The sequence below is a fragment of the Candidatus Pelagibacter ubique HIMB140 genome, assembly GCF_025558165.1.
Classification (GTDB): Bacteria; Pseudomonadota; Alphaproteobacteria; order Pelagibacterales; family Pelagibacteraceae; genus Pelagibacter; species Pelagibacter ubique_T.
This window is the reverse complement of the sequence record NZ_LAMZ01000001.1, coordinates 893,942-911,663: the sequence shown is the minus strand read 5'-3', so window position 1 is coordinate 911,663 and position 17,722 is coordinate 893,942. Positions and strand designations below refer to the sequence as shown.

24 protein-coding genes are annotated in these 17,722 nt (G+C 27.0%); 16 read left to right on the top strand and 8 right to left on the bottom strand.

All coding sequences use genetic code 11. From position 1 onward, the window contains the following. Nucleotide 1: 1 nt before the first annotated feature. Entirely contained in the window at nt 2-1,003 is a 1,002-nt protein-coding gene (gene hemE, locus VP90_RS04965) for a uroporphyrinogen decarboxylase (protein WP_262590010.1), read from the bottom strand. A 267-nt stretch (nt 1,004-1,270) separates the two neighbouring features. Between hemE and VP90_RS04960 the strand changes: the two genes are divergently transcribed. The 5 genes from VP90_RS04960 to dnaQ are packed head-to-tail and all read left to right on the top strand — an operon-like array spanning nt 1,271 to nt 4,688. Beyond that, nucleotides 1,271-2,098: a pyruvate, water dikinase regulatory protein gene (locus tag VP90_RS04960; protein ID WP_262590009.1), complete on the top strand. Its 828-nt coding sequence runs from the start codon at nt 1,271-1,273 to the stop codon at nt 2,096-2,098. After that, nucleotides 2,088-2,675 (top strand): Maf family nucleotide pyrophosphatase, encoded by a 588-nt coding sequence (locus VP90_RS04955; RefSeq protein WP_262590007.1) that lies wholly within the window; start codon nt 2,088-2,090, stop codon nt 2,673-2,675. The genes VP90_RS04960 and VP90_RS04955 overlap by 11 nt, the downstream gene beginning before the upstream one ends. Continuing rightward, nucleotides 2,672-3,466 (top strand): shikimate dehydrogenase, encoded by a 795-nt coding sequence (gene aroE, locus VP90_RS04950; RefSeq protein WP_262590005.1) that lies wholly within the window; start codon nt 2,672-2,674, stop codon nt 3,464-3,466. The genes VP90_RS04955 and aroE overlap by 4 nt, the downstream gene beginning before the upstream one ends. Further along, complete coding sequence (gene coaE / locus VP90_RS04945) at nt 3,456-4,028, top strand: dephospho-CoA kinase (RefSeq protein WP_262590004.1); 573 nt, start codon at nt 3,456-3,458, stop codon at nt 4,026-4,028. The genes aroE and coaE overlap by 11 nt, the downstream gene beginning before the upstream one ends. Next, complete coding sequence (gene dnaQ / locus VP90_RS04940) at nt 4,029-4,688, top strand: DNA polymerase III subunit epsilon (protein ID WP_262590003.1); 660 nt, start codon at nt 4,029-4,031, stop codon at nt 4,686-4,688. On the opposite strand, the gene VP90_RS04935 is transcribed toward dnaQ, so the two are convergent. Continuing rightward, complete coding sequence (locus tag VP90_RS04935) at nt 4,685-5,110, bottom strand: protein-export chaperone SecB (protein WP_262590001.1); 426 nt, start codon at nt 5,108-5,110, stop codon at nt 4,685-4,687. The two genes, dnaQ and VP90_RS04935, sit on opposite strands and share 4 nt — an antisense overlap. After that, nucleotides 5,091-5,519: an FxsA family protein gene (locus tag VP90_RS04930; RefSeq protein ID WP_262590000.1), complete on the bottom strand. Its 429-nt coding sequence runs from the start codon at nt 5,517-5,519 to the stop codon at nt 5,091-5,093. Before VP90_RS04930 ends, VP90_RS04935 begins: the two co-directional genes overlap by 20 nt. 58 nt (nt 5,520-5,577) lie before the next feature. Here VP90_RS04930 and VP90_RS04925 point away from each other — a divergent pair, with 58 nt between their 5' ends. Genes VP90_RS04925 through VP90_RS04915 form a run of 3 tightly spaced genes read left to right on the top strand, consistent with a single transcriptional unit; the run spans nt 5,578 to nt 7,427 of the window. Next, nucleotides 5,578-6,174: a Tim44/TimA family putative adaptor protein gene (locus VP90_RS04925; RefSeq protein WP_262589998.1), complete on the top strand. Its 597-nt coding sequence runs from the start codon at nt 5,578-5,580 to the stop codon at nt 6,172-6,174. Then, nucleotides 6,175-6,591, top strand: a complete 417-nt coding sequence (locus VP90_RS04920) for a Smr/MutS family protein (protein WP_262589997.1) — start codon at nt 6,175-6,177, stop codon at nt 6,589-6,591. It begins immediately after the preceding gene. Continuing rightward, nucleotides 6,588-7,427: a sulfotransferase domain-containing protein gene (locus tag VP90_RS04915; protein ID WP_262589996.1), complete on the top strand. Its 840-nt coding sequence runs from the start codon at nt 6,588-6,590 to the stop codon at nt 7,425-7,427. Before VP90_RS04920 ends, VP90_RS04915 begins: the two co-directional genes overlap by 4 nt. 7 nt (nt 7,428-7,434) lie before the next feature. On the opposite strand, the gene hslU is transcribed toward VP90_RS04915, so the two are convergent. Both hslU and hslV read right to left on the bottom strand, forming a co-directional pair. Beyond that, nucleotides 7,435-8,808, bottom strand: coding sequence for an ATP-dependent protease ATPase subunit HslU (gene hslU / locus VP90_RS04910; protein WP_262589995.1), 1,374 nt, complete (start codon nt 8,806-8,808; stop codon nt 7,435-7,437). Further along, nucleotides 8,808-9,323, bottom strand: coding sequence for an ATP-dependent protease subunit HslV (gene hslV, locus VP90_RS04905; protein WP_262589994.1), 516 nt, complete (start codon nt 9,321-9,323; stop codon nt 8,808-8,810). The genes hslU and hslV overlap by 1 nt, the downstream gene beginning before the upstream one ends. A gap of 89 nt (nt 9,324-9,412) precedes the next feature. Between hslV and hisB the strand changes: the two genes are divergently transcribed. From hisB to VP90_RS04870, 7 genes are read left to right on the top strand one after another with little or no spacing between them, the layout of a single operon-like run. Continuing rightward, nucleotides 9,413-10,003, top strand: coding sequence for an imidazoleglycerol-phosphate dehydratase HisB (hisB, locus tag VP90_RS04900; protein ID WP_262589993.1), 591 nt, complete (start codon nt 9,413-9,415; stop codon nt 10,001-10,003). 5 nt (nt 10,004-10,008) lie between these two features. Then, complete coding sequence (gene hisH / locus VP90_RS04895; protein WP_262589992.1) at nt 10,009-10,635, top strand: imidazole glycerol phosphate synthase subunit HisH; 627 nt, start codon at nt 10,009-10,011, stop codon at nt 10,633-10,635. Further along, a complete protein-coding gene (gene hisA / locus VP90_RS04890) occupies nt 10,635-11,360 on the top strand; it encodes a 1-(5-phosphoribosyl)-5-[(5-phosphoribosylamino)methylideneamino]imidazole-4-carboxamide isomerase (RefSeq protein WP_262589991.1) in 726 nt (241 codons plus the stop codon). Before hisH ends, hisA begins: the two co-directional genes overlap by 1 nt. Beyond that, complete coding sequence (gene hisF, locus VP90_RS04885; RefSeq protein ID WP_262589990.1) at nt 11,353-12,108, top strand: imidazole glycerol phosphate synthase subunit HisF; 756 nt, start codon at nt 11,353-11,355, stop codon at nt 12,106-12,108. The genes hisA and hisF overlap by 8 nt, the downstream gene beginning before the upstream one ends. Before the next feature lies 1 nt (nt 12,109). After that, complete coding sequence (hisE, locus tag VP90_RS04880; protein ID WP_075506069.1) at nt 12,110-12,382, top strand: phosphoribosyl-ATP diphosphatase; 273 nt, start codon at nt 12,110-12,112, stop codon at nt 12,380-12,382. Next, a complete protein-coding gene (locus VP90_RS04875; RefSeq protein WP_262589989.1) occupies nt 12,379-12,744 on the top strand; it encodes a histidine triad nucleotide-binding protein in 366 nt (121 codons plus the stop codon). The genes hisE and VP90_RS04875 overlap by 4 nt, the downstream gene beginning before the upstream one ends. Continuing rightward, on the top strand, nt 12,741-13,244 hold the full coding sequence (locus VP90_RS04870; RefSeq protein WP_262589988.1) for a GNAT family N-acetyltransferase: 504 nt from the start codon (nt 12,741-12,743) through the stop codon (nt 13,242-13,244). The genes VP90_RS04875 and VP90_RS04870 overlap by 4 nt, the downstream gene beginning before the upstream one ends. Here VP90_RS04870 and VP90_RS04865 read toward each other — a convergent pair. Together VP90_RS04865 and VP90_RS04860 are read right to left on the bottom strand one after the other, a co-directional pair. Further along, nucleotides 13,241-13,786, bottom strand: coding sequence for an outer-membrane lipoprotein carrier protein LolA (locus VP90_RS04865; RefSeq protein ID WP_262589987.1), 546 nt, complete (start codon nt 13,784-13,786; stop codon nt 13,241-13,243). The genes VP90_RS04870 and VP90_RS04865 overlap by 4 nt on opposite strands. Continuing rightward, nucleotides 13,786-15,870: a DNA translocase FtsK gene (locus VP90_RS04860; protein ID WP_262589986.1), complete on the bottom strand. Its 2,085-nt coding sequence runs from the start codon at nt 15,868-15,870 to the stop codon at nt 13,786-13,788. Before VP90_RS04860 ends, VP90_RS04865 begins: the two co-directional genes overlap by 1 nt. A gap of 62 nt (nt 15,871-15,932) precedes the next feature. Here VP90_RS04860 and VP90_RS04855 point away from each other — a divergent pair, with 62 nt between their 5' ends. Beyond that, nucleotides 15,933-17,009: a ubiquinone biosynthesis protein UbiB gene (locus VP90_RS04855; RefSeq protein WP_262589985.1), complete on the top strand. Its 1,077-nt coding sequence runs from the start codon at nt 15,933-15,935 to the stop codon at nt 17,007-17,009. Here VP90_RS04855 and VP90_RS04850 read toward each other — a convergent pair whose 3' ends face one another. Then, nucleotides 17,010-17,654: an LON peptidase substrate-binding domain-containing protein gene (locus tag VP90_RS04850; protein WP_262589984.1), complete on the bottom strand. Its 645-nt coding sequence runs from the start codon at nt 17,652-17,654 to the stop codon at nt 17,010-17,012. Nucleotides 17,655-17,722 lie beyond the last annotated feature (68 nt).

Genomic DNA, 17,722 nt, shown 5'->3' with positions numbered 1-17,722 from the left:
TTTAATTATTTTTTACTATTTTTATTAAATTTTCAACCATCACTGGATTAGTCTCTGGCAAAATACCATGACCTAAATTAAATATATATGGATGGTCTTTGAAAATTTCTAAATATCTAGAAGTTTCTTTTTTTAAATTTTCATAATCTGTTAAAAGAACTTTTGGATCTAAGCCTCCTTGAATAGGAATTTTTATATCTTTAAGTATTTTTTTAGGGTCCACATTATAATCAATGCTTATTGCATCAGGATTAACAACTTCGCAAAATTCCTTATAATTTTTAATTTCCCTAGGAAAACATATCACCGGTATATTAAAAGATTTAACATAATCTACTAAATTCAAAGTAGGTGTGTAAATATAATTAGGTAAGTCTTTTTCTTCTAGTAAACCAGCCCAACTATCAAAAATCTGAATAACATTTGCTCCACTATCTATTTGGTTTTTAATATGAACTTTTAAAAATTTTTCTATAATTAATAAAATTCTGTTTATTAAAAACTCATCTTTAAAAAAATTTTCATTTAAATCTTTCTTCGGAGATTTTAAATTAATCATATAAACTAAAAGAGTCCATGGAGCGCCTACAAAACCAATAGTATTTTTGTTTTCTACGATTGGATCTGAACTTACTTTTTTGATAGCTTTGTAAACTGGGTATATCTTTTCAACAAAATCTATTTCGTCCAATTTTGCTATTTTATTTAAATCTAAATTTTCTAGCTTCGGACCAAAATTTTTTTCAAATTTTACTTTTTGGCCTAGACCATAAGGTAACATTAAAATATCGGAAAAAATTATTGCAGCGTCAATATCAAATCTTTTTAATGGTTGTAATGTTATCTCAGCTGATAAGTTGTCATTTAAACATAGATTAATAAAATCAAGATTTTTCTTTCTAATTTCTCTAAATTCTGGCAAATATCTACCTGCTTGTCTCATTATCCAAAGAGGATTGAATGAAGTGTCTTTGTCGATAATTACTTTGTTTAAAGGTTTCATATAAAAGTCTTATAAATTATTGTAGTATTAATATATCTTGTGAATAAAGGTGATTATTTTTTATAAACATTATATTCACAACTTACAAACATGTTTGCTGATTAAAATTGTTTAAAATGAAGCTTTTTTGATTATTTTAATTTTTGTGGATTGTTTTAGCTTATTTATTATTATTGTTAATAAAAGTCAGGTTTTACGGATTTTATTGGAGAAATTTAAAATTGTATAATTTAATCAAAATAATACACATTTATTAACAATTTATTTATGAGTAATACATATCAAATTTATTTAATTTCTGATTCTACTGGCGAAACTTTAGATAGAATATTTTTGGCTCTAAAAGCACAATTTTTAAATATAGAATATAAAGTTCATTCATATTCATTTACAAGAACAGAAAATCAAATATTAAAAATTCTAGAAGACGCAAAAAAAAATGAAAATTCGATAATTTTATATACCATTGTAGACAACAACCTTGCAAAATATTTGTCAAACGAAAGTGAAAAAAAAAAGATTCCTTGTTTTGGAGTATTAGGTAATTTAATTTTAAATTTTTCTAAAATTTTAAATCAAAAAGCAACCCACGAACCAAGCGGACAACACGTTTTAAATGATGAATATTATGATAGAATTGAAGCAATTCAATTTACAATGAATCATGATGATGGAAATTTGATTAGTGAAGTTGAAGAATCCGATATTATTCTTGTAGGTGTTAGTAGAACCAGCAAAACACCAACTTCTATTTATCTTGCTAACAAAGGCTTTAAGACATCAAATATTCCCTTGGTTAATGAAAACTCCTTACCAGAAAAACTTAAACAGAATCCCCATATAACTTGTGTTGTTGGATTAAGTACAGAACCTGAACGATTAGCAGATCTAAGAAAAAATAGAATGAATTCCTTAAAAGAAACAGAAAGTATAGATTATACTAACTTAGAGAGTATAAAAAAAGAAGTTCTACAAGCAAAAAAAACATTTCAGAAATATAAATGGCCCTTAATAGATGTAACAAGAAAATCTGTTGAAGAAACAGCTGCTTCTATAATTAAAATTCACGAAATATTTTTAAATAATGCAAAATGAAATTATTCTAGCGTCTAAAAGTAAAGTTAGAAAATATATTTTAGATAAAAATAATATAAAAAACATCATAGAACCTTCAAACGTTGATGAAGATATTGTAAAACTCTCTTTACTTAAGGAAAATGCTAGCCCAGAAATAATTTCAAAAAATTTAGCAGAGTTAAAAGCAAACAAAGTTAGTGCTAAAATTCAAGACAGAATAGTACTTGGAGCAGATAGTGTTATTGATTTAAATGGAGAGTTAATTTCAAAACCTGAGAATAGAGATGAAGCAATGAAAATACTAAAAAAATTGAATGGAAAACCTCATTTCCTTATAAGCTCTGTTTGTATTTCAAAAAATGGTTCCATGATTTGGAACTATACTGATAAGGCAATCCTTAAAATGAAAAATTTTTCAGATTCGGAGTTGGTAGAATATTTATCTAAGATATCGGATGAAAATCTTTACGCTTATAATGTTTACCAAATTGAGGGGGAAGGTAGAAATTTATTCAGCAGTATCGAAGGGGATGAAGATACAGTAATGGGCTTACCTATAAAAAAAATTAAAGAATATTTAAATTTACAAAAATGAAAAAATATTTTGTAATCGGAAACCCAATTAATCATTCATTATCTCCAAAATTGCACAATTATTGGTTAAAACAAAATAGTATTAATGCAGTTTATGAAAAAATTAAACTTGAAAAAAACGAAATTGAAAATTTTTTTCTTAAAATAAAAAAACAAGAAATAAATGGTTGCAATGTTACTGTTCCATTTAAAAAAACAGTAATTCCCTTTTTAGATAGATTAAGTTTAGAAGCAGAACAGACACAGTCAGTAAATACAATTTGTTTTCATAACGGTAACCTTGTTGGTCACAATACAGATATAAGTGGTTTTCAGAAAGCAATAAATAGTTTGAACTACAAAATTAAAAATAAGAAAATTTTAATTTTAGGTGCTGGTGGAGTGGTCCCATCATTAATTTTTGCTTTAAGTAAAATGGAGGCTTCAGAAATAACTATAAGCAACAGAACTAGTAATAAAGCTCAGGATTTAAAAAATCAATTTAATAAAATTAATACTGTAAGTTGGGGTGAGTTACCTGATTTTGATATGATTATAAACGCCACAAGTTTAGGTTTAAATAATGAGACCATCAACTTAAACACTCTTAAGATTGGTACAGATAAGTTTTTCTATGATGTTATTTATAATCCTAAAGAAACTAATTTTTTAAAATTAGGAAAAAAATTAGGAAATCAAACAGAAAATGGTAAATTAATGTTTATTTATCAAGCTTTTGAAGCATTTAAATTGTGGCACAACATTGAGCCAAATATAAATAACAAAGTACTTGATTTACTAGATGATGATTAGAATAGGTATAGTTGGAGATATTGGGTCTGGAAAATCATTTGTAGCAAAAAATTTTGGATATCCTGTTTTTAATGCAGACCATGAAGTTTCAAAATTATACAAAAAAAACAAAAAGACATACCTTAAGTTAAAAAAAAAATTACCTAAATATATTTATACTTTTCCTGTAGATAAAATTGAGATTGCAAAAGCAATATTGGCAAACAAAAATAATCTTAAAAAGATAAATGACATTGTTCATAAAGAAATTAGAGAAAAATTAAAAACTTTTTTAAATAGAAATAAAAATAAAAAATTTGTTATCTTGGATATACCTTTACTAATTGAAAATAAAATTTTTGATAAAAAAGATATATTGATTTATGTAGACTCGAAAAGAAAAGACATTGATCGAAAACTTAAAAAAAGACAAAATTTTAATATTAAAGTTCTAAATATATTTAGAAAAATTCAGTTAAAACCAAGTTATAAAAAGAAAAAATCTCATTTCGTAATTAAAAATACTTTTAAGGAAAAGCCTGTTAAAATACAAATAAAAATAATTTTAAAAAAAATTTTATAGATGAATGAAATAGTTTTAGATACAGAGACAACCGGAATATCTATCAAAGATGGCCATAGGGTTGTAGAAATTGGGTGTATAGAATTAAATAATTTAATTCCAACTCAAAATAAATTCCACTGTTATTTAAATCCTGAAAGAAAAGTTTCAGAAAAAGCCTTTGAGGTACATGGATATTCTGATGAATTTTTATCAAAACAAAAAAAATTTGGTGAAATAGCTGACAGTTTTCTAGAATTTATAGATAACAAGAGACTTATTATACATAATGCTGAATTTGATTTAGCTCATTTAAATAATGAGCTTAATTTATTTGGTAAAAATAAACTTCAAAATGAAGTTGTAGATACATTGACTTTGGCAAGAGAAAAATATCCTGGATCTCAAATAAATTTAGATGCGTTATGTAAAAAATTTAGAATAGATAACTCTCGTAGAACTCGTCATACTGCATTAATAGACTGTGATTTATTAGCAAAAGTATATATTAATTTAATTGATCAGAAAGAACCTACCTTAGATTTTAGTAGTAATAAAATTTTAGATAATATTGGAAATATAGAAGTCGATTATTATAAAAAAATAATAACACCAACTAAAGAAGAAATTCAAAGACATAAAGAATATTTAAAAACTAATCTTAAAAAAAATTTTTTTTAATTAAGTCGTTGATTATATAAGTTTTCAAAATTAATTTTTTTGTCAAATTTTACACCTGGATAACCTGAATTATGCAACAAATCCAACAATGATTTTTCCATATGCGGGTAAATTTTTGTCTGAAGATCACATAATATTATTTTTTCTAATTCTTTTTTTTCTATGGTTTCATCATTTATTTTTATTATTGTGGAAAAAACAATTTCAAAATAAGATTTTTTTTTACTATCTTCACTATCATGAAATTTAAATTTTGTGTTAACTTCAATCATCTTATTTTTTAGTGCTACAGAATTTATATCTATACCTAGCTGATATTTATTTATTCTCTCTTTTACAAATAAGTATGTTTCTGTATCTGGAGTTTCAGCTGAAAGATCTTTTATATATTTTCCTAAAATTTTATATTTTTCTGTTTTCATCGTCATTTCCTATATCTTCATATTCTCCATCAATAAAATTATTTCTCTGTTTTTTTTTTATATTAAAATTTTCAAAAATAGTTTTAAAAATTAACTTTCTGCTAAATGGAAAAATTAGCAAAAATCCGGCCATATCAGTTGCAAAACCTGGAATTATCAAAAGTAATGCCGCGAAGGCAATTGCAGCACCTGATATAACCTCATAAGCCGGTGTTTCTTTTTTTTTTATTTGTAAAATTCCAGATTTAAGAGTGTTTAATCCCTCATATTTTGCATAATAAACCCCAATTATTGCAGTAAAAAAAATTAATAAAATAGTATAAATCGCTCCAATTTCTGCTCCAATTTTAATAAAAAGATATATTTCAATTATTGGCACTAAAATTATTAATATTAAGATTGTGTTCATTTGTCTTTAATCTAAATTGCCGGTTGAAATTAATCAATAGAGTAATTACTATCTCACCATGCAATATAGTTTTCAATACATTGATATTATTTTATTAGTCATGATCGCAGGATTTATTTTTTTAAGGTTGAGAGGAATTTTGGGGAAAAGAACAGGTTTTGAGGGAAAAACTCCAGCACAATTTAAAGAAGCTATTAAAAAAATAAATGTCGAGCGCAACAAAAGCTCAAAAAATAATTTTGATGATAAAGCAAAAAAAGAATTTTTGGATGGTGCAAAGATAGCTTATGAGACAATCATTACTGATTTTGGTGATAACGATAACAAAATTACTAATGCAAAACCTTTGTTAAACAATAAAATATATGATCAATTTGATGAAGCTTTAAAAGAGAGAACAAAGAGAGGTCACTTTGCCGAGATTACTTTCATTGGAATTAATAAAGCTGACATTAAAGAATATAAAAAGATTGGAAATATTTTAAATGTAACAGTAGATTTTATTGCTGAAGTAATAACATGCGTTAAGGATAAAGAAAAAAAAATTGTATCAGGGGATCCTGAAAAAATTAAAAAAATTTATGATACGTGGGTATTTTCAAGAGACACCACATCAACTAATCCTAACTGGCAGCTTATTAACATTTTAACATAATTGAACAATAATTTTTCAGGTAAAGATAAAAAAGATTGGGAAAACTTTTTGTCTAGTAAAGAGAAGTTAATTGATAAAGAAAATTATATTAAAAAAAAAACCACTAAAATTTCATATATTGATTTACATGGATATACTTTAGATGATGCAAATAAAAAAATAGAAAAATTTATTAAAGAGTCTTTCGAAAATAATATAAATTTAATAAGAGTGATAACTGGAAAAGGCCTTCATTCCAACAACGAAAGCAATCCATATATCTCTAAGGATTTAAGTATTTTAAAATATTCCGTTCCAGAGTATATAAAAAATAATAATGAACTAATGAAATTAATAATTGAATTTAAAAAAGCATCAATCGAAGATGGAGGTGAAGGGGCTTTTTATATATTATTAAAAAAAAATAAAATTAAATGATCGTTTGGCTTGCTTCCTATCCAAAAAGTGGAAATACACTTTTAAGATCTATTTTGAGTTCTTATTTCTTCTCTAATAATGGAGAATTTAGTTTTGAAAACTTATATAAAATAACGCAATTTCCTCTATTAAGTCATTTATTATCTGTTGGAGTAGATATTAACAATGAAAAAGATTCTTTTAAAAATTTTATTAAGGCCCAAGAATTTATAAATAAAGAAAAAGGAAATTTAAAATTTTTTAAAACTCATAGTTCATATGCAAAGGTTTATGATAGTGATTTTACAAATTTAAAGAACACATTAGGTACAATTCATATAGTTCGTGATCCTAGAAATGTAGTTTCTTCTTTAACTCACCATTATGATTATACTATCGATGAGGCAATTGAAACGATGATTAACAAAGAACAATTTATGGCCAAAACAGATTTAAATGCAAAAGTATTTATTGGATCATGGAGTTTTAATTTTAACTCATGGAAACAATTAAAAAATCATAGTAATTATTTGCTTATTAAATATGAGGATTTAATAAATAAAAAAAAAACAGTTATGCTTAAAGTTCTTAAATTTTTGAAATCACTAGGGGCAAATATAGATATAGATATGATTAAGTTAAATAGGGCAATTAAATCTACAGAATTTAAGAACATGAAAATTAAAGAACAAAAAGAAACATTTACGGAAGCAGTCATTGACAAGAAAACTGGTAAAAGAAAAAATTTTTTTAATCTTGGGCCAAAGAATGATTGGAAGAATAATTTGAGCGATGAAATTAGAAAAAAAATTGAAAAAGAGTTTGAAAAAGAAATGTCAGAGCTTGGATATTTATAGAGGCTGCTTAAAGTATAAATTTTGAAAGGTCGGTATCTTTGACTAAATTATCAAGATTTTTATTGATATAATCTTTGTTTATAACAATTTTTTCCCCAGCACGATCAGTTGCAGTGAAGCTTATTTCATCTAAAATTTTTTCAATTATTGTGTGCAACCTTCTGGCTCCAATATTTTCAACTGTAGTATTTACTTCTGATGCAATATTGGCAATGGCATCAATACCATCATCAGAAAATTCAAGATCAACATTTTCAGTTTTCAAAAGGGCCACATATTGTTTTATCAAACTAAAATCAGGCTCCCTTAAAATTCTTTTAAAATCTTCGCTAGTTAAAGCTTCAAGTTCCACCCTAATCGGTAATCTTCCTTGTAATTCAGGAAGCAGATCAGAGGGTTTTGCGAGCTGGAAAGCACCTGATGCAATAAATAAAATATGATCAGTTTTAATTGGACCATGTTTTGTATTAACAGTTGTTCCTTCAATCAAAGGTAATAAATCTCTTTGAACTCCTTCTCTTGAGACGTCTCCTCCAACCCTATCAGTTCTTGCAGAAATTTTATCTATCTCATCTAAAAAAACTATACCATTATTTTCTGTTGAGAGTTTTGCTGCTTTAATAATTTTATCTTGTTCGATTAGCTTATCTGACTCATCATTGATTAAAATTTCATGTGATTCTTTGACTGTCATTTTTTTCTTCTTTTCTTTAGTTCCCATTGATTTCCCAATCATTTCACCAATGTTAATCATACCAACGTTTGCTCCAGGCATGCCAGGAATTTCAAAAGAAGCACCATTTGAACCACTATCGCTGACTGAAATTTCAATTTCATTATCATCTAAATCACCATTTCGTAATCTTTTTCTAAAACTTTCTCTAGTAGCTAAACTTGCTTTTTTTCCAACTAAAGCATCTAAAACTTTTTCTTCTGCAGCTTTTTGAGCTTGAGTAAAAACTTCTTTTCTCTTTTTTACTTTTTCCATTGAGATTGCGATTTCAATTAAATCTCTTACAATTTGTTCAACGTCTCTTCCCACATATCCAACTTCTGTAAATCTTGTAGCTTCTACTTTTACGAAAGGAGCTTCAGCAAGCTTTGATAGTCTTCTTGAAATTTCTGTTTTACCAACACCAGTTGGTCCAATCATTAAAATGTTTTTTGGTAGAACTTCATTTTTCATTTCACCCTTTAAAGCTTGTCTTCTCCACCTGTTTCTTAAGGCAACAGCAACAGCTTTTTTTGCTTTGTTTTGTCCTACAACAAATCTGTCTAATTCTGAAACTATTTCTCTTGGAGACAAAGAACTAACTAAAGAGGTGTCTTCTTTTTGATTTTTTTCTTTTGGGTGTAGTGGGGTTACGTTTGAATTATCCATTATATTTTTTCAATTTTAACATTATCATTTGTAAAAACACAAATATCAGATGCAACTTTAATTGCTTTTTTTGCAACTTCTTCTGCAGATAAATTACTTTCCATTAAAACTTTTCCTGCTGCTAAGGCATAATTTCCACCAGAACCAATTCCAATTACATCACCTTCAGGCTCTAAAACATCTCCAGTTCCAGAAATTATATAACTTTTATTTTTGTCACCAACAGCCATTAATGCTTCTAATCTTCTTAAGTATTTATCCGTTCGCCAATCTTTTGCTAACTCAACAGCAGCTCTAGATAAATTACCAGCATGTTTTTCTAATTTTCCTTCTAGTCTTTCAAATAAAGTTAATGCATCAGCAGTTGATCCTGCAAATCCTGCAACCACATCTCTCTTTTCAATTTTTCTAACTTTCGATGCTGTGCTTTTAACAACAGTATTTCCCATACTTACTTGTCCGTCACCGGCAACTACAACTTCATTATTTTTTCTAACTAGTACAATTGTTGTCATATCTAATAAATGGTAACTATTTTTGATACTTCAAGTCTTTACACTAATATTGATATAGTTGGATTAAGTATGTATACCATTTAAAATATATGGCTAGAAAAGGAAAAGTTTCTCGAAAAACAAAAGAAACCAGTATTAATGTTGAATTAAACATTGATGGTAAAGGTAAATACCAGATTGATACTGGAATAGGTTTTTTAGATCATATGCTTGAACAACTGTCTAAGCATTCATTAATAGATTTAAAGGTTGAAGCAAAAGGTGATACTCATATTGATCTTCACCACACTACAGAAGATACAGGCATTGCGATTGGTGAAGCTTTAAAAAAAGCTGCAAACAAATTTGTAGGAATTAAAAGATATGCACACAGAGTTATTCCTATGGATGAAACATTAACTAGAGTTGCAATAGATGTATCGAACAGACCTTATTTAATTTGGAAAGTAAAAATAAAAGTTGAGAAACTTGGTGAGATGGATACTGAATTGTTTAAGGAATGGTTCCAGGCATTTTCACAGGCCGCAGGTATTACAATGCATGTTGAAAATATTTATGGTGATAACAGTCATCACATTATAGAGTCTTGTTATAAAGCATTAGCAAGATCATTAAGAGAGGCATTAGAGATGGATCCTAGAAGCAAAAAAAGTATTCCATCAACTAAAGGCTCATTATAAGTTTAATGAACGTAACTATTGTTGATTATAATTCGGGCAATATAAGCTCGGTAATAAACTCGTTTAATGAAGTTGCCAATAATAAAGTAAATATCGAAGTAACCTCAAATTTAAACAAGATTAAATCTTCCGATAAGGTGGTTTTGCCAGGGCAGGGTTCGTTTAAAAGTTGTGTTGATGCATTGAACAATATCAATGGTTTAGCCGATACTTTGAATGAATTTGCAAATAATAATAAAAAACCTCTTCTTGGCATTTGTGTTGGACTACAAATGTTTGCAGATATTGGATATGAAGAAATAGAAACCAAAGGCCTTGGTTGGATATCTGGCAAGGTATCTAAAATAGATAATCAAAATGGAAAATTTAAACTCCCTCACATTGGATGGAATGAAATTGATATAAAGAAAGATAGTAAAATATTTAAAGGTATTGATAATAAATCTCACATGTACTTTGTACACAGTTATGAGTTTATTCCAGAAGATAAAAATGTGATTTCTGCAACTACAGATTATTCTTCAAATATCGTTTGTTCAGTTGAAAAAGAAAATATTTTTGGAACACAGTTTCACCCTGAAAAAAGTGATAAAATTGGACTCAAAATAATTGATAATTTTATAAATTTATAATGAAGATATTTCCAGCAATAGACATTAAAGACAAAAAGTGTGTGAGGTTAGTAAAAGGAGACTTTGATAATAAAACTGAATATGAAATGTCTCCTGTTGAACAAGCTAGAAAATATAAAGATCATGGTTTTAAAAACTTACACATAGTTGATTTAGATGGGGCATTAACTGGTGAAACAGTTAATTTAGATATTATTCAAGAAATAGTTACTAAATTTGATCTTAAAATTGAGATTGGCGGAGGTGTAAGAAATTTTGAAAGTATTCAGAAATATACTGATGCTGGTGTTGAAAAAGTTATTTTAGGAAGTGCTGCCATAAAAGATAAAAATTTTTTAAAAGAAGCCTGTAAAATATTTCCAGACAAAATTGCCTTAGGTTTAGATGCTAAAGACGGTTATTTGTCTGTTTCTGGTTGGAAAGAAAATTCAAATCAATTGACTTTAGATTACTTAAAAGAAGTAAATGAATATGGAGCAAGTAGATTGATTTTTACTGATATCAATAGAGATGGAATGAAGCAAAGTCCTAATTTTGAAGAAACAGCTAAGGTTGCTGATACATCTCATTGTCCAGTTATTATATCAGGTGGAGTTTCTTCAATAGATGATATTAAAAAAGCAAAGGAATTAAATAATAAAAATATTGAAGGCATTATAGTTGGAAAAGCTATATACGATGGCGATATTAAATTGGATGAATTAGGCAAAGAAGTAAATGCTTAAGAATAGAATAATACCTTGTTTAGATGTTAAAAATGGCCGTGTTGTAAAAGGGATTAACTTTGTTGATCTGAAGGACGCAGGTGACCCTGTCGAACAAGCTAAAATTTATTCAGATGGTGGCGCAGATGAAATTTGTTTTTTAGATATTACTGCATCAAATGAAAATAGAGATACAATTTATGATGTCGTACAGAAAACTTCAAAAAAATGTTTTGTTCCATTAACAGTTGGAGGGGGCGTCAGAAGTATTGATGATATTAATAAATTACTTAATTGTGGAGCAGATAAAGTTTCTATTAATACGGCAGCAGTTAAAAATTCTGAGGTAGTAGTTGAAAGCTCAAAAAAATTTGGTTCACAATGTATAGTGGTTGCTATTGATGCTAAAAAAAATGCTGACAGATGGGAAATTTTTACACACGGTGGAAGAAATAATACTGGAATTGATGCAATAGAATTTGCATCAAAAATGGAAAGTAGTGGGGCAGGCGAGCTATTGATAACATCAATGGATAGAGATGGCACTCAAGTAGGTTATGATATTGAGCTTATGTCTAAAATTTCATCCAGGGTAAATATTCCTGTCATTGCTTCGGGGGGAGTAGGGAATCTGGATCATTTAGTTGATGGAATTAAATTGGGAAATGCTAGTGCAGTCTTAGCAGCATCAATATTTCATTATGGCAAACACTCTGTAAAAGAGGCGAAGGAATATTTGGATTCAAAAGGAATACCTGTTAGAATTTAATATGCTTAATACATTAGAAAATTTAATTAAACTTGCAAGAGAAAGAAAAACTAATCCAGTTGAAGGTTCATATACAAACAAATTGCTTACAGACAAATCTCTTAGTAAAGCAAAGGTCTTAGAAGAAATTGATGAATTAATTGAAGCTATAGAGGAAAATACAAACAAAATTCACGAAGCAGCTGATGTCTTTTATCATCTGCTAATGTATTTAGAAGCTAATGATGTAAAAATTGAAGAAGTAATGGAAGAATTAGAAAAAAGAAAAAAATGAACTACGATGAGAATAATATTTTTGCTAAAATTTTACGTGGAGAGATACCTTGTAATAAAATTTACGAAGATGATTATGTCTTGTCATTCCATGATATTAACCCACAAAAGAAAGTTCATGCTCTAGTAATTCCTAAGGGAAAATACATAGATCTTGACGATTTTAGTATCAATGCATCACCAGAAGAGATGGCCGGTCTTTTGAAAGGTATTAGCATAGTTGCAAAAAAGCTTGGTATTTCAACAGAAGTAGGTCAAGGTTATAGGGCACTGGCTAATATTAGTGAACATGGTGGTCAAGAGGTCCCTCATTTGCATTTTCATTTATTTGGCGGTGAACGTGTTGGAAAAATGGTCGAGTGACAGAAGAAGTTAAAAGAAATTATTTAGAAATAAACTCACTGCATGATTTAAAATACGGTGAACTACCTTCACAAGATTACAAAGTTAATTTAATTGAACCGATTGATTTTCAGTTAAATAAATTTTTTTATAAAAATATAGGTAAAAAACATAAATGGATCGATAGATTAATATGGACAGAAGAGCAGTGGATCAAATACGTATCTAACAAAAATGTTAAAACATTTGTATTAAAAAATAAAAAAGATTTAGTTGGTTTTTTCGAATTAATTATTCATTCAGATAAAAAAGAAGTAGAGATCGCGTACTTTGGAATATTAGAAGAATATCAAAATAAAAAATTAGGCTCATTTTTACTATCGGATGCTATTAAAAAATCATTTCAACAAAATGTAGAGAGAGTTTGGCTTCATACGTGTTCTTTGGATCATAAAAATGCACTTAATAATTATCTAGCTAGAGGAATGAAAATATTTAAATCAGAAATTGTTAAAATTTAATTTTGAAGAGGAATTTTAAATATTTTTTCATCAACAATTTGATTTGATTTAATTGAATAAAGAAGTGTGACAGCAATATTTTGATAAATATCCTTAGTTTGCCAGCCAATTAAATTATAATTATTTATATCAAAAAAAATCTCTATTGATTGATTATTTTCATTTATTGTAAATTTGACCAGAGAATTATTAATAATTTCTTCATTTAATTCGGATATTTTTTTTAATAAGAAATTTTTATCTAAAATAAAATTTAATGGTGTTTTGTCCAATGGATATCTATAGTAGCTCGAAGTAGATTTTATAACTAAAGATTTTCCATTTGAAACTATAACTTTGTTTTTTCGATCATACACACAAAACATTTTTTTTGGATATTGAATTGTACAGTTCCCAAACTCAATTTTTCCATTTATATCTTGCTCAAAATCAAAATTTAAATTTAAAGTATCTTTTAATTTATTAATTATTTGATTTTTATTATTTGCATTTACCTCGCTAGATAAACTAATTAGACAAACTAATAGAAACAATCTCAACATCAAAGAACGTCTCTTTTACCCACATGATTTGCTTTGCTAACAATTCCAGCAGCTTCCATCATATCAATTATTCGTGCAGCTCTATTGTACCCAATTTGAAGTTTTCTTTGTAAAAAAGAGGTAGAGGCTTTTCCTTCAGATCTAATTATTTCAACAGCTTGTTGATATAATTCATCTTTATCTCCTTGATCTGTATTTGATCCTAACTCTTTCTCATCTGCAAAATTTAAGATTTCATCAATATAGTCTGGTTCAGCTTGTGATCTTAAGAAATTGTTTATTTTCTCTATTTCATTATCTGAGACAAATGGAGCATGAATTCTTACTATTCTGTTAGCAGATGACATATAAAGCATATCTCCCTTTCCTAATAATTGTTCTGCTCCTTGTTCACCTAAAATTGTTCTACTATCTATTTTTGAAGTTACTTGAAAAGATATTCTTGTTGGAAAATTAGCTTTAATTGTACCTGTTATTACATCGACACTAGGCCTTTGCGTAGCCATAATAATATGAATTCCAGCTGCTCTAGCCATTTGAGATAATTTTTGAATATAGTTTTCTATCTCTTTTCCTGCCACTAACATTAAATCTGACATTTCATCTACCACTACCACTATGTAGGGCATTGGAAGTTTGTGCTTGGCATTGTAACCATCAATATTTCTAACTCCTTCTTTTGTCATCAACCTGTATCTACTTTCCATTTCTTTTACTACCCAACCAAGAACTGATGCAGCTTTCTTAGCTTCAGTTATTACAGGGCAAAGTAAGTGTGGTATGCCTTCATATGTTGAAAGCTCAAGCATTTTAGGATCAATTAATATAAACTTACATCTTTCAGGTGTGTGACGGTAAAGAAGAGATAAAATAATTGTATTGATACAAACAGATTTTCCTGAACCTGTGGTACCAGCAATCAGTAAATGCGGCATAGAAGATAGATCTCCTACAACAGGTTTTCCAGAAATATTTTTACCAAGAGCTATTGGTAATTTTGTTTCCTTCTTTTTAAAATCGACATTATTTAGAATTTCACTGAGATAAACGTTTTCTCTTGAATTATTAGGTAATTCAATTCCTATAGTATTACTCCCAGGTATAGTTGAAATTCTAGCAGATTCAGAGCTAGTATTTCTAGCGATATCATCTGATAAATTTATAATTTTAGAAACTTTTACTCCAGCAGCTGGCTCAAATTCATTGAGTGTTACAACTGGTCCATGACTTACTTTCTGAATTTCCCCCTTAACTCCAAAGTCCATTAGAATTTTTTCTAAAAATTTAGGATCATTTGTTTCATTTTTATTTGAGTTTTCTCTTTCTTTCTTGGTTGGAACTTTTAACAATTCTATTTTTGGTAATTGAAATTTATTTATAGAGTTTGATTTATTCTCTGCTTTAATAAATGGTAAGTCTTCCTGTATTAAGTTTTTGATTTCCTCTTGAGGAATATATTCGCTTATAAGTTCACTTTTATCAGTGTAAGATTTATTTTCTTTTTTATTCAAAAATTGAAAAATTTTAATTAAAAATTTATAAAATTTAATTGGATGGAAATTTATACTTAATAAAAATAAAGTAATTATCAGTATAACTAAGACATAGTAAATTAATGTTTCATTTATAAGAATTATTGAGTTTAAAAAAGTTTGTCCAAAATAGTCTCCAACAAAACCTCCATTTCCATTTATGTAAAGTGTAAAAGCATCAGAATAAAAATGGTTTAAAAATAGTGTTCCAATTGTAGTGTATAATATTGCTATAAATGTATTTTCAATTATTAAAAAAAATTCTTTTAATCGAAATATATTAATTCCAGTAATTATGTATGTGAAAGAAATTAGATAAGCAATAAATCCAAAAGATTGAAAAAACAGATCAGAAATAAAACTTCCTTGAAACCCTAACAAATTTTTAATTTCAGTATCTTTAGGAAAAATAAAGTTAGGGTCTTCAGGTGAATATGAAAAAAGTGCAATAAATAAAAGAATACCAGCAGAGAAAATTAATATACCAGATATTTCTGCTAATCGTTTTAAAGTAAAATTAAGTAATAAATTAGCTGTTTTTTTAATATCCATTTATACAAATCAATTATACCACTTTGTATCATCTAATTTTTGTTGTTAAAATTAAAAATAATATGAGGATTTGTTTAATAGGAAGTGGACTAACTAGTTTAGCTTTAGCTAAAGCTTTAGTTAATCAGAATATACATGTAGATATTTTAAGAGATAAAAAAAAACAAATAATAGATCAATCTAGAACAATAGGTATTACAAGAAGTAATGTTGAATATTTTAATAATAATATAGTCAATATTAATAAAATAATTTGGAAATTAAATAAAATAGAAATTCTTTCTGACAAACTAAATAAAGAAAAATTATTGGAGTTTAAAAATAATAATCAAGAACTTTTTTCAATGGTTAGAAGTTTTGATCTTTATAATATTTTAGAAAAAAGTCTCAAAAAAAATAAATTTTTTAAAATACAAAATCAAATAAATTTAGAAAATATTCAGAATAAATATAATCTCTTAATAAATTTAAATTTTACAAATGTAATTGCAAAAAAATTTTTTAGTAAAAAAATTATCAAAAAATATAAAAGCTTAGCTTACACTTTAATACTAGAACACGAGAAAATTGATAATATAATTGCAAGACAAGTATTTACAAAGATTGGACCTTTGGCATTTTTACCTATTTCTGATAAAGAAACTTCTGTTGTTTATTCTATAAAAAATAGTGCTCAAATTAAAAAAAAGAATTTAATAGAACTTATAAACTTATATAATCCAAAATATAAAATAAAAAAAATTAAAAAAATATCTTCATTTAAATTATTCTCTGCAAGTTTAAGAAATTATTATCATAAAAATATTCTGGCTTTTGGTGAATTAACTCACAAAATACATCCCTTAGCTGGACAAGGATTTAATATGACGATTAGAGATATAAAAATATTATTAGAGATAATTCAAAATAAAATAGATCTTGGATTACCAATAAATAATTCTGTTAATCAAGAATTTCAAAAAAATACAAAACATAGAAATTATATTTTTTCAAACGGCATTGACTTTATTTATGAATTTTTTAACCATGAAAGTAAGGTTAGGAATAATTTACTTTTAAGTTCTTTAAAATATATAGGAGGCAAAAATTCTATAAATAACATGCTAAAAAAATTAGCAGATACTGGTTTGAGTTATTGATTATTGAATAGTGTTATTTTCATAGATGTCGTGAGTATATGTTTTTAATATCTCAGCAATTTTATTTTTTCTAATATCTAAATTTTGAGCTTCTAATAAAACTTGTTTTTCCTCTAGAGAAAAAGGTGAGGCCATAGATAAGGCGTTTATTGTTTCATCTAGACTTTGTTTTTCCAGTGCTTTCCAATTAATGATGAAACCTTTTTTTTCAAACAAAGACTTTAGGTCTTTAAAGATTAACTCTAAATCTGAAAATTTAAGATCTTCTTTTTTATTATCTAAATCTTGAATGTAATCACTATAATCTACGTGTAAGATTCTATATTTAGTTAAAGTATCTAATTCTTCGACAGATTTAAATCTTATGACACCTTTTAATTCTATTAAATATCTACCGTCATCTGTTTCTCTAAAACTAGTTATTTTACCAATACAACCCACTTTATGAAGCTCAGGTTGAACTTTTTGATAGCTAGATGATTGAGGTTGTATCATTCCTATTATTTTATTTGATTTCATACTATCGTTAATCATATCAATATAACGAGGTTCAAAGATATTTAATGGGACTGTAGTTTTTGGAAAAATGATAAAATTACTTAATGGAAATACGGGAATATTAATTGGTAGATCTTCTTTTTTCATAATAAAATTAAATATAACATAGAAAATGTAAATTAGTATTGATTGAATTAAAAAAAGTGTTTAGTTAT

Coding starts and splice junctions, on each gene's coding strand:
- VP90_RS04960 (WP_262590009.1), top strand. CDS start 1,271: ATGAGTAATACATATCAAATTTATTTAATTTCTGATTCTACTGGCGAA.
- VP90_RS04850 (WP_262589984.1), bottom strand. CDS start 17,654: ATGAAAAAAGAAGATCTACCAATTAATATTCCCGTATTTCCATTAAGT.
- aroE (WP_262590005.1), top strand. CDS start 2,672: ATGAAAAAATATTTTGTAATCGGAAACCCAATTAATCATTCATTATCT.
- VP90_RS04955 (WP_262590007.1), top strand. CDS start 2,088: ATGCAAAATGAAATTATTCTAGCGTCTAAAAGTAAAGTTAGAAAATAT.
- hisA (WP_262589991.1), top strand. CDS start 10,635: ATGAAGATATTTCCAGCAATAGACATTAAAGACAAAAAGTGTGTGAGG.
- hisF (WP_262589990.1), top strand. CDS start 11,353: ATGCTTAAGAATAGAATAATACCTTGTTTAGATGTTAAAAATGGCCGT.
- hisE (WP_075506069.1), top strand. CDS start 12,110: ATGCTTAATACATTAGAAAATTTAATTAAACTTGCAAGAGAAAGAAAA.
- hisH (WP_262589992.1), top strand. CDS start 10,009: ATGAACGTAACTATTGTTGATTATAATTCGGGCAATATAAGCTCGGTA.
- VP90_RS04865 (WP_262589987.1), bottom strand. CDS start 13,786: ATGTTGAGATTGTTTCTATTAGTTTGTCTAATTAGTTTATCTAGCGAG.
- hslV (WP_262589994.1), bottom strand. CDS start 9,323: ATGACAACAATTGTACTAGTTAGAAAAAATAATGAAGTTGTAGTTGCC.
- VP90_RS04875 (WP_262589989.1), top strand. CDS start 12,379: ATGAACTACGATGAGAATAATATTTTTGCTAAAATTTTACGTGGAGAG.
- VP90_RS04860 (WP_262589986.1), bottom strand. CDS start 15,870: ATGGATATTAAAAAAACAGCTAATTTATTACTTAATTTTACTTTAAAA.
- VP90_RS04915 (WP_262589996.1), top strand. CDS start 6,588: ATGATCGTTTGGCTTGCTTCCTATCCAAAAAGTGGAAATACACTTTTA.
- hemE (WP_262590010.1), bottom strand. CDS start 1,003: ATGAAACCTTTAAACAAAGTAATTATCGACAAAGACACTTCATTCAAT.
- dnaQ (WP_262590003.1), top strand. CDS start 4,029: ATGAATGAAATAGTTTTAGATACAGAGACAACCGGAATATCTATCAAA.
- hslU (WP_262589995.1), bottom strand. CDS start 8,808: ATGGATAATTCAAACGTAACCCCACTACACCCAAAAGAAAAAAATCAA.
- VP90_RS04925 (WP_262589998.1), top strand. CDS start 5,578: ATGCAATATAGTTTTCAATACATTGATATTATTTTATTAGTCATGATC.
- coaE (WP_262590004.1), top strand. CDS start 3,456: ATGATGATTAGAATAGGTATAGTTGGAGATATTGGGTCTGGAAAATCA.
- VP90_RS04935 (WP_262590001.1), bottom strand. CDS start 5,110: ATGAAAACAGAAAAATATAAAATTTTAGGAAAATATATAAAAGATCTT.
- VP90_RS04930 (WP_262590000.1), bottom strand. CDS start 5,519: ATGAACACAATCTTAATATTAATAATTTTAGTGCCAATAATTGAAATA.
- VP90_RS04855 (WP_262589985.1), top strand. CDS start 15,933: ATGAGGATTTGTTTAATAGGAAGTGGACTAACTAGTTTAGCTTTAGCT.
- hisB (WP_262589993.1), top strand. CDS start 9,413: ATGGCTAGAAAAGGAAAAGTTTCTCGAAAAACAAAAGAAACCAGTATT.